Consider the following 9808-nt stretch of genomic DNA (forward strand, 5'->3'; position numbering starts at 1 on the left):
GTTATCCGTTCTATTACTGCCATCGAAGCTCCCCGTGCCGGACAACCGGCGGCAGGACAGCTTACGCGGCGCAAAAGCGGACATTTGAACTTGGCCAGAAGCGGACATTACAACTTAGCCGCTACACGAATTTTTGTTGATAATTTATATTATGTAAAGTTCAAGCGGCTAACAAAGTCAAGGCCGGCATTTCTCTAAGGTTCAATGCGGAAAACTGTAACCTGCGTTACATATGGTCACATTGCGCACCTGCCCCCGATATCCATGAATGCCCACCGTGGCATCGCATCGAACTGCTGCGCCGTATTACCTGCGAGGCCAGCGCCGGCGCAGCGCCGTCCGCCGTGGCGGCCAATCCACAGCCGGAAGCTGTAGCTGCGGGCATCACGGTCAATATCGAGCCCGATCCGGCCGCGCCTGACGTGCCGCCCGACGAGATACTCGCATGGGTCGGCGTCCACGCGCCGCACTATCTGTCAAGCCAGCGCAGTTTCGCGCTGTACGTGCGCAGCTGGAACGTTGTCGATAAAGTCCGCGGCGCCAAACTCAACGGGACGTTCGCCGTGGTGCTGGCCCGCTGGCGCGTGCTCGCCGTCGATCTGCCGAAGGCGTGGCGCGGGCTGCCACCACGTGATGATCCGGCCGCGCTCACTGCAGGGCCGTCTGCTCGTACTCGTACTCGTACTCGTGATCGCGGTCGTGGTCGGCGTCTGGCTGATTACCGCGCTGTTCATCTGGCGCGACGCACGCGGCGAACTCGACGAACTGCTCGACAGTCATCTCGCCCAGGCAGCGGCGCTGCTGGTCATCCAGCAAACTCAATCGATCGACGACGATGACACGATCGATTCGCGTGTGCCCCACCCGTACGCGCCCAAGGTTGCGTTTCAGATCTTTCATGAGAGGCAGGCGGTCCTGCGTTCCGCCAACGCTCCAACAGCCCCCATGATTCCTGCGGATCGACAGATCGACCAGAGTTTCGCAACCGTGCAAATCAACGGTGAAGCGTGGCGGGTGTTTTCCACCAGCGGGCCGCATGAAGACACACGCGTGTATGTTGGTGAGCGTGTCGATTCGCGTACTTCGATACTGCTTGCAGTATCGCGCGGCACGTTGTGGCCTATGGCAGTTGCGTTACCGCTTTTGGGCTTGGTCACCCCGTGGGCCGTGCGGCGAGGCGTAGCGCCCCTCAAACGGCTGGGTCGTACGATCGCCCTGCGTGGTCCCGATGACCTTGCGCCTGTGGTGGTGACGCAAACGCCCGCCGAAATGTCCCCAGTGCTCGACGCCCTCAACCATCTCTTCATCCGCATTCAGACAGTCTGGGAAGCAGAGCGCCGGTTCACTGCGGATGCGGCTCATGAGTTGCGCACGCCGATCGCGGCGATTCGAACCCAAGCCCAGGTTGCGCTCGCCGAAACAGATGATGCGCTTCGCCAGCATGCATTGCGCGCTACGCTGGAAGGGTGTGACCGTGCAACGCGGCTGGTGGACCAGTTGCTGGTTCTATCACGGCTCGAGTCTGGGGCGACTCTCGAACTGACCGTAGTTGATCTAAGCGCGCTGGTGCAACGCGTGGTCGCGGCACTGGCACCGACGGCGATCACGAAGCGTCAGTCGCTGGAATTCGACGGTGCGATAGCCCACCCGGCGCATCGGTCCTGATCAAAACCGAAAACGGCAAGGACGGAGCAATCCTGTCAGTCGAGGACAGCGGTCCCGGGCTCGCGGACTCGGACCGCCCGCGACTGGGGGAACGTTTCTTCCGCGTGCCAGGCACGGCGGAAAGCGGCAGTGGACTCGGCTGGTCGATCGTGCAACGGATCGTCGACCTTCACGCGGCGTCGGTCGACGTGCGGCGCTCCAGTGCCCTCGGGGGGCTCAGGTGGCACCCGGCCGGGAACTGATCGACATCCTCGCGATGCCAGCACTGGCTCGAACCTGTCCCGGGCGATCCGGACCCGATCAATGACCCGGGCCGAACAGTTGACCTTGGTCAACCGCCATTGCATGTTCGACGGTAGGATGCCCATGAATGCACACTAAATTCGTGTGTACGGAGCAAATCATGAATTCCCCTCGTTCAGGCGACGCCATGTCGACGCTGCCGTGCAGGGTCCTGATCGCAGTCGATTCGTCGATGGCCTCGCGACAGGCACTCACCTACGCCCGAAACATCCTTCCCTTCGGTGCCGAGGTACGGCTCGTGAGCGTAGCCGAGAATCCACATACGCTCTTTCCAACGGGCCGGCATGTTGCCCGCGCACTTGACGTGGCTCGCGAAGAATTGCTGCACGATGCGGCCGAAGCGCTCGACCGCGCGAGGGAATTGATGTCCGAGTGCGATGTGCGTATCGAAGCCGAAGTGATCGATCTCTCGAAGCGCGGCGGCGACGTCGCGGATGCCCTGCTCGAGGCAGCCGACTCGTGGCGAGCCGACCTGATGGTTGTCGGTGCCCGTCAACACCAGGGTTTGCAGCGTTGGGTCGAGGGTACCGTGTCGGAACCGCTCACGAGACGTCTGCGATGCCCGATACTCGTCGTTCCTGAAAACCACAGCATGACGGGCGGCCACTTGCGGCAGCGCATCCTGTTTGCGGTCGACGGAAGCCCTCAGTCGATGTCGGCATTGCGGCATGGCGTACGGTTCGCCACGCCCGACACGCACCTGCGAGCGGTCTACGTGATCGATCGCGCCGTGCGGTTCTCCGATTTCTTTCCCATCGATGCGCTCCAGGACGCGTTCGTCGAAGAAGGCAATCAGGCGCTAGCCGCCGCCGAACCGGTTCTTGCCGACGTGTCGGCGCAGACCACTACCGCGCTCGTCAGGACAGGCCCGGCCAGCGACGACGTTGCGCACGCTATCGTGCGCGAAGCGAGCGGCTGGGACGCGCAGCTGATCGTGATGGGCACTCATGGCAGGAGGGGCATGGCACGCTGGATACTGGGCAGCGTTGCTGGGCGCGTCGCTCAGATCACGCAAACGCCGCTCCTGCTCGTTCAAGCGACCGGGGCTTGACGGATTCAGGCTGCCGCTTCGGCCTTATGCCCCGTCTCCAAGGGCGTGGAACAGTTCGTCTTCCTGCGAGCAATGCAGACGTACGATCGCATCGAGCCCGTACAGCAGGCGCTGGAATTCGCACAGGCTGGCAGCATCGGGCCCCTCGGGTCGTATGTCCTCCGTCATTTGTCCGAGCAACCGGGCAATCCGGAATATTTCGCGGTGCGTAGCGCTCATCGCCGCCATCGGGTCTTCCCCGCCAACCAGACGTGCGAGACCCGGATACACCTCCAGATCGTCGCGCTGTTCATGCGGCACGAGATGACGCTTCAGCAGATCGTTCATGCCGGCGAGCGCGCCCACCACTGACGTTCGCGGCAAACGGGGCAGCTTGTCTGCCAGTTCCCGGATTTGCTCCATAACCGGACCGAGCTCGACATGCTCACTTTTGAGGCGCTCCGCATCGCTACGGGACAGGGAGCCGGCAGTCGCCGTCGAACGTATCCGCAACGCGCGCAGCGCGTTCGCGATGACAGCCACATCGATGACCTCCTGGATCAGCGCGCCCAGCAAAGGAGGCAGAAACCCGAAGGCGGCGGCGACCATTGCGGCAAACGAGAGCGCCATCCCGGCAATCACGCTCTCAAAGGCGATTCGCCTTGTCTGGCGTGCTACCCGTAATCCCTCGACAAGCCGATCCAGCCGGTCAACCAGAAGCACCACGTCGGCAGCCTCCGACGACGCCGCTGCTCCGCGCGCCCCCATTGCTACGCCGACGTCGGCGGCCGCAAGCGCTGGCGCGTCGTTGACGCCGTCGCCGATCATGATGACCGTGCCTTCCCGGCGCGCTGCGCGAATGGCTTCGAGCTTGTCCGATGGCGTCTGTTCTGGCCGTACTTCAGTCAGGCCGAGCGTCGCGCCGATCGTCTCTGCCACGTCGCGCCTGTCGCCCGTGAGCATGATCAAGCGCCGGATGCCTTCCTGCCGCAACAGCCGCAGAGCCCGGGGCGTCTCGAGGCGGATCTGATCGGCCATCTGGAGGGCGCCTATCATCACGCCGTCCACGCTAACGAACACCGCGGAAGCGCCCCCATAGCCCACGCGCTGAAGGAACGCCGCGCTCCACAGCGCTGGCGTCGCTAGCGACGACACGTAGGCAAACGAACCGATTGCGACGGCACGGTCTTCCACTTCGCCCTGCACCCCGGCGCCAGCCTGCTCCGCGACCCTTCGGGGCGCTGGCAGCACGAGATTGCGCGCGCGTGCGGCCGTCGTCACTGCTTCGGATATCACGTGCGCAGACGCCTGGCCGAGAGAGGCCGCAAAGCGCAATACGGTCTCGGGTGAAATAGCAGGACCGGTTTCGATCGAGACGAGGCGCGCGCGTCCGCTCGTCAGGGTTCCCGTCTTGTCGAAGAACAGCACACTGGCTCGCGCGAGCGTTTCGAGCGCGCCGCCGCCCTTGACTAACACGCCACGTCGGGCGCACCGCGACATGCCGGAGACGACGGCCACCGGAACAGCAAGAATCAGCGGGCAAGGCGTTGCCACGACGAGCACCGCGAGCGCCCGAACTACCTCGCCGGTGACAAGCCAGCTGCCACCGGCCAGCATCAGCGCGACAGCGACGAACAGCAGCGCGTAGCGGTCGGCAAGACGCGTTGCGGGGCTGCGCTCCTGCTGCGCGGACTCCACCATGCGGACGATTCCGGCAAACGTGCTATCTGCGGCGCTCGCCGCGGCGACCATCTCGAACGCCGCACCCACGTTGACTACGCCGCTGCACACCGATTCACCGGACGATCGCTGCTGAATCGCGGATTCCCCGGTCAGTGTGGACTCGTCGAGCTGCGCGTGGCCCGTGAGCGAGCCATCGACCGGTACGAACTCGCCATTGCGAACGAGCAGACGATCGCCGGGACGCACCGTGTCCAGCCCGATCTGGCGCCACTCGCCAGCCTCGAAGCGGTTGGCGTGACGCGGAGTACGGTTTAGTAACGCGGTCATTTCGCGACGCGCCCGCTGCTGGGCGTACTGTTCGAGCGCCCTCCCACTCGCGAGCATCAAGGAGATCACCGCCGCTGTCAGATATTCGCTGAGGCTCAGTGCGAAACCAATGGCAAGCAGCGCGAGCACATCGACGCCCGCTTCGTGGCGCCGCAGCGCCGTGACGATGGATATCGATAGCGCCACCAGGATCGGTAATGCACCGGCTATCCACAGCGCATGTGCGACCGCGCCCCTGCCGATCGCAGCGAAAGCAGCCCCGGCTAGCAGGCTCCCTCCCGAGACGAGCAGGAGAGCCAGATCGACTGCGGGTAACGGACGTGACATGGCGGGCAGGTGAAGAGGAGTCCAGTCGACCAGGAAGCGCTACGCGCGCGCATCACGCGAGATCCGAATCATAATTAGTGTAGGGATCCATCTTTTACATTTGCTTGACTTGCGTCAAACCGGACGTTTCCCCGCCAATCCGATACTTTCCGTTCGCCGGTCGAACCGTGTCGATTCGCGCCTCCCGTCGCACGGCAAGTTCGAAAAGGTGGTCAATCGGTCAGGAGGCCCTGACATGTCGACGTTGGCAACGCTGTTCGTTGTCGTGCTGCTGCTCAATCTCGCGCCTGCGTTTGCGCCGCCTACGTGGATGGCCATGTCCTGGGTCGGCTTCAATATCTCCGAGGGCAATCCGTTCGTATTTGCCGTCGTAGCCGCCAGCGCCGCAACCATTGGCCGGCTGGTGCTGGCCAGGTTTTCACGATCCTTGATGCGCGGGCGGCTGATGCGCGAGTCCGACCGGGAAAACATTGCTGTTGTTGAAGAATGGCTCAGGAAGCGCAGGAAGCTCACCGTGGGCGCGTTCTTTTTATATGCGCTGGGACCGTTGCCTTCCAACTTCCTGTTCATCGCATATGGACTGTCGGGATTGCCCCTGCGCGTCATCGGTGCCGCATTCTTCGCGGGTCGTACGATCAGTTATTCCGTCTGGGCCCACCTTGGGCGGTTCGCTTCCGCATTTATCGATTCGGAGTCCGATTTCGAAGGCGGATATCTCAGCGGCTACTTTGTCATCTCCCAGCTGGCCTTGCTAGGTTTTGTGTACATCCTGATGAAACTTGACTGGAAGATGCTAATGGAGCAACGCAAGCTGAGGTGGCGGCGCTCAGTCAGCCTTCCCCCCGTCGCTGAGCGCGGCCCACCCCCTAAGGATTGAACACGGCTATTCGACCAGCCAGGCGCGTTTTTGCACGCCTTTACAGGCGTGCAAAAGTTTCACGCGGTTGCGATGGCGCGCTGATCTGATCCCGCACGGTGTCTCCCTTTCCGCCATCTGTTGACATGCGTCAAGCCTTCGCACTTACGAGGCCATAGTCTGTCCGAAACAACCCATACGACCGTCCGAACGGTTCCTCGATACCGTCCAGCGAATCAAGGAGATGTGTGATGACACGTTGCCTCGTCCTTTATTCGAGTATGGCAGCCGCGCTGGCCATTTCGCTACCCGATCCGGCTCCCGGCGAGCAATTGGCGAGAATCGCGACGCATTCCCACCGCTATGGTGGGCAAATAGAAATCTCCGCGTATGACGATCCGTTCTTGAGGGGCATCACCTGTTATGTCTCCAAATCACACGACGAAAATGCTCTGGGTGGCACATCTCAGCCGACGCGGGCACCTGATGCGGAAGTTTCCTGTCATCAAGTGGGCAAGCTGACGGCCTCGAACCGTGTCCCCAAACAGGCGCAGGTATTCGACGAATCCGTGGACCCGATTTTCAGGGTCCTTCACGTATTCCGGATACTCGATGCGAGCCGGCAATCGGTCCTGTATTTCAGTTACACAGAAAGTGAACTGGCAGGAGACTTACCCGGCCATGTTGACGTGATTCAGTTACCGGTACGGGGAAGGTAAACCGGAGAATAGATGAAGCCCCCGTTTCAGTTCGCAATACCCAACCCCCGATACCGAATCGGCTTATCGGATCGTGCGGATGTTCGAACCTCTAACTGCGCGTTACGCTGAACGCCTCGCTACCGTTCGACAGCAGGTTCGAGGTCCAGACGATCTTCGTGCCGTCGAGCGGCGCGTTCGAGTCTATTGCGGGTAAATCCACAATTGTGGTAACGATCGCCCGTCGAAAGTTGTCGAAGTCTGCAACGGAGATAATACGGCACACTGCATCGTGCTCGGATTCCATTGTTTGAACAGGCGACGGCACGCATACGCCAAGGTCCGAAGCGTCACATCGCGCGCGTTGCTGCGTCGACATGCAACCCCGCGGGCAATAGTTCGTCACGAGCGAAACGTACGAGAATGAATGCGCGCATGCGGGGTGGATCGCCCGGAATGCGCGCAAGGCGTAGCTCGATTTCGCGGCTGGCCTCGGTATCGTCGTTGCGGATCACATTCATCAAATCCAGACGCAGGCGACGCTTCTCGACATAGATATGCTCGGCAGGAGTCGAAAATACCTCGCAAACCCGGTCCAGTTGAAGGTCAATAAGTTCGGTCGGGACGCGAAGTGCAGCCAGGTTTCGGGTGTTCTCAGCGATCTGGTTCTCGAGCCGCGCCAGTTCATCCGAATCAGCGTCCCGACTGCCCCCGACCACCGAGCGCATGCCCACGCCGCGGCGTTCCAGTAGCGCGACGCGCGCCTCGATAAGCTCTCTGCCTTTTGCTACAAGCGCGTGACGATCAGCGGCCAGTCTGGCGAGCCCCTCCAGCGCCAGTTGATCCACCAGGCGGCGCGCAATCTCCTCGCGGAGGTCGGCGTCTGATTTGCCACAGACGCTGACACGATGGTCACTGAAGCAAAGCGTGGTTTGGGGGACGTCGTGCCGCACCTCGCCGCCCTCGGATGCAACGCCCAGCACGTGGCGTTCGAACATCGCCATACCAAGCGTCGCGTAGGCTTCTGTCAGCAAAGAGTTCCGGGCGAAATATGTGCGCAGTTCTTCGGAGCGGCTGAAGGCCTTCACCAGATCATCGGGCGTTGCGAAGAAAACGCGAATCAATGGATCGGTCGACCAGGCGGCCGCATTGGCTTCGTGGGGCGCGGGCAGCGAGCCTATCAGATCGTCGATGTAGGTCAGCGAGACGGAAACGGCTTTCTCGAGACGTTCCCTGTAATGTCGTGCCAGCCGCAGGCGCGGGTTCATCGCAATGACGCGATCGATCATCTCGGCCGCGCGCGCGCTTTCGACATGTGCAGCTCGTGCTCGCATGGGATGGAACAGACTGGCAAGCAATCCCATAATTCACCTCTTACAAGAGTCTCACATTGCGCGTGGTCACGTGAACCGTGGCGAATCCACAATCGCAATAGTAGTTGCCCTGACTGCTCCGTGCTAGCAAATGTCACGGCGACCACGCGTGTGCTCTTCTGCCGAACGGAGTGTCCCCCTGTCACAGGCGCCGGCTACGATGCACCTGCCCGCCTACGCGTCAGTCAGGCTAAAGGGCCACGCGTCTATCAGACTGCCGGGCGGGGACATGTCAATTGATCCAGGTCAAGACTGGTAAGTGACTCGCTTGCGGGGACGTCTCGGTCGGGCAGTTATCGTAGCGCGCGTGATCGTTAAAAGCTTCGTTCCGAGCCGGAATCGCCCTGCGCAATCGAGATGCGCTCGAATTGATGCAGATCAACGGAGCCAGCAGTCAGCGCGAGTGCAATGGCGACATGCGCTAAACGCTCCGATCAACCGTCGCTGCGTCGCTGGTCTCGCGAAATCGCGTTTCGATGACGACCGCTCAACATACACTGCGCCAATGCAAAATTCGATAGCGTGCTTGACGGCCATCGCCGCTTGCCTGACCGGCTGCGCGCACATCCCGGCAGCTTCGCCGCAGGCCCCCGGCCAACCCACAGCGTGTGTCGCGGGTCCGCCGATCGATCTGCAACGCTACATGGGAAAGTGGTTCGTCATTGCGGAAACGCCATATCTCAGCGATAACGACTATGTCGGCAGCTACGACGAATGGACGTTGCGTGCCGATGGAAAAATCACAGACGACTATCGCGGCCGACGACATTCATTCGACCAGCCGGTCACAGGAAGCCACTTCGTGGCGAAGGTTGTGGGTGGAACGGGGAATACGACGTGGCGAGTCGGACTCATCTGGCCATTCGAAGTCCGGGTTGTGACCGCGTATGTGGATCCTGAGTATCACCACACGATTCGCTGCATGGTCGACAGCAACATGGTGTGGGTGCTCTCGCGCAGTCCAACGATGGACGAAGAGACTTACCTCGATCTGATTGCCCGACTCGCCGGTATGGGCTTCAACGTTCAGCGAATACGGCAGGTTCCACAAGATGCGGAACATATCAGCCCACCGGGATCTGAATGAAATCCGTGGGGAACGTGGTTCGAAACCGGTGGCGTAAAACCACAATCGACGTCGTTTCAACGGAACTAGACCCTTTAGTCGGACGTCCCGATGCTCCATCATTGATACACGTCAACGCCTGCGCCTCGCAGGCGCTCATCCTCTTATTTGAGCGTCACGCTTTTTCATCCCAGCGGTCATCTGCAATTGGGCGTGATCTGCCGCCGTGCACGCGACGCACATGCCGACTCTTCGAGCGGAGAACGAAGTGCCCTATTTCAGCAATGCCGATCTGCCCGAATCGGTTCGGGATCATCTGCCGCAGCACGCGCAGGAGATCTATCGGGCTGCATTTAAGGCTACGCTGAACAAGCAGCTGAATTTGCGACGTGTCGGCGATGTAGAGGTGTTCAGGTCGTGAAGCCGACCGTCATCCTTTGGTTTTTGGCCCTTGCGGGCATTGCACGCGGGCGTTTTGCC

Annotated in this window: 9 protein-coding genes and 1 pseudogene; 7 read left to right on the forward strand and 3 right to left on the reverse strand. The window is 61.3% G+C overall.

Features of this window, described 5'->3' with window-relative positions; genetic code table 11:
• The 3 genes and pseudogenes from ACLFKU_RS41270 to ACLFKU_RS41280 all read left to right on the forward strand — a co-directional run.
• Window positions 1-198: hypothetical protein (locus tag ACLFKU_RS41270; RefSeq protein WP_410853055.1), on the forward strand; the 198-nt coding region annotated here is incomplete at its 5' end.
• A gap of 435 nt (window positions 199-633) precedes the next feature.
• Window positions 634-1907, forward strand: a pseudogene (locus ACLFKU_RS41275) (histidine kinase dimerization/phospho-acceptor domain-containing protein).
• Window positions 1908-2068: 161 nt separating this feature from the next.
• Window positions 2069-3019 carry a universal stress protein gene (locus ACLFKU_RS41280; RefSeq protein WP_410853056.1) on the forward strand — a complete coding sequence of 317 codons (951 nt, stop codon included), beginning with the start codon at window positions 2069-2071 and terminating at the stop codon, window positions 3017-3019.
• Between the two features lie 24 nt (window positions 3020-3043).
• Here ACLFKU_RS41280 and ACLFKU_RS41285 read toward each other — a convergent pair whose 3' ends face one another.
• On the reverse strand, window positions 3044-5335 hold the full coding sequence (locus tag ACLFKU_RS41285) for a heavy metal translocating P-type ATPase (protein WP_410853057.1): 2292 nt from the start codon (window positions 5333-5335) through the stop codon (window positions 3044-3046).
• 235 nt (window positions 5336-5570) lie between these two features.
• Here ACLFKU_RS41285 and ACLFKU_RS41290 point away from each other — a divergent pair, with 235 nt between their 5' ends.
• Together ACLFKU_RS41290 and ACLFKU_RS41295 are read left to right on the forward strand one after the other, a co-directional pair.
• Window positions 5571-6212, forward strand: coding sequence for a hypothetical protein (locus ACLFKU_RS41290; RefSeq protein ID WP_410853058.1), 642 nt, complete (start codon window positions 5571-5573; stop codon window positions 6210-6212).
• A 230-nt stretch (window positions 6213-6442) separates the two neighbouring features.
• Window positions 6443-6910 (forward strand): CreA family protein, encoded by a 468-nt coding sequence (locus tag ACLFKU_RS41295; RefSeq protein ID WP_410853059.1) that lies wholly within the window; start codon window positions 6443-6445, stop codon window positions 6908-6910.
• A gap of 91 nt (window positions 6911-7001) precedes the next feature.
• Here ACLFKU_RS41295 and ACLFKU_RS41300 read toward each other — a convergent pair whose 3' ends face one another.
• Window positions 7002-7268 carry a hypothetical protein gene (locus tag ACLFKU_RS41300; RefSeq protein WP_410853060.1) on the reverse strand — a complete coding sequence of 89 codons (267 nt, stop codon included), beginning with the start codon at window positions 7266-7268 and terminating at the stop codon, window positions 7002-7004.
• Window positions 7240-8253 carry a hypothetical protein gene (locus ACLFKU_RS41305; RefSeq protein WP_410853061.1) on the reverse strand — a complete coding sequence of 338 codons (1014 nt, stop codon included), beginning with the start codon at window positions 8251-8253 and terminating at the stop codon, window positions 7240-7242. The genes ACLFKU_RS41300 and ACLFKU_RS41305 overlap by 29 nt, the downstream gene beginning before the upstream one ends.
• Window positions 8254-8767: 514 nt before the next feature.
• On the opposite strand from ACLFKU_RS41305, the gene ACLFKU_RS41310 reads away from it, so the two are divergent.
• Together ACLFKU_RS41310 and ACLFKU_RS41315 are read left to right on the forward strand one after the other, a co-directional pair.
• Window positions 8768-9349 carry a lipocalin family protein gene (locus ACLFKU_RS41310; RefSeq protein WP_410853062.1) on the forward strand — a complete coding sequence of 194 codons (582 nt, stop codon included), beginning with the start codon at window positions 8768-8770 and terminating at the stop codon, window positions 9347-9349.
• 220 nt (window positions 9350-9569) lie between these two features.
• Window positions 9570-9749 carry a ChaB family protein gene (locus tag ACLFKU_RS41315; protein ID WP_410853063.1) on the forward strand — a complete coding sequence of 60 codons (180 nt, stop codon included), beginning with the start codon at window positions 9570-9572 and terminating at the stop codon, window positions 9747-9749.
• Window positions 9750-9808: the final 59 nt, after the last annotated feature.

It is taken from the genome of Paraburkholderia sp. EG304, assembly GCF_046543485.1.
Lineage (GTDB): Bacteria > Pseudomonadota > Gammaproteobacteria > Burkholderiales > Burkholderiaceae > Paraburkholderia > Paraburkholderia youngii.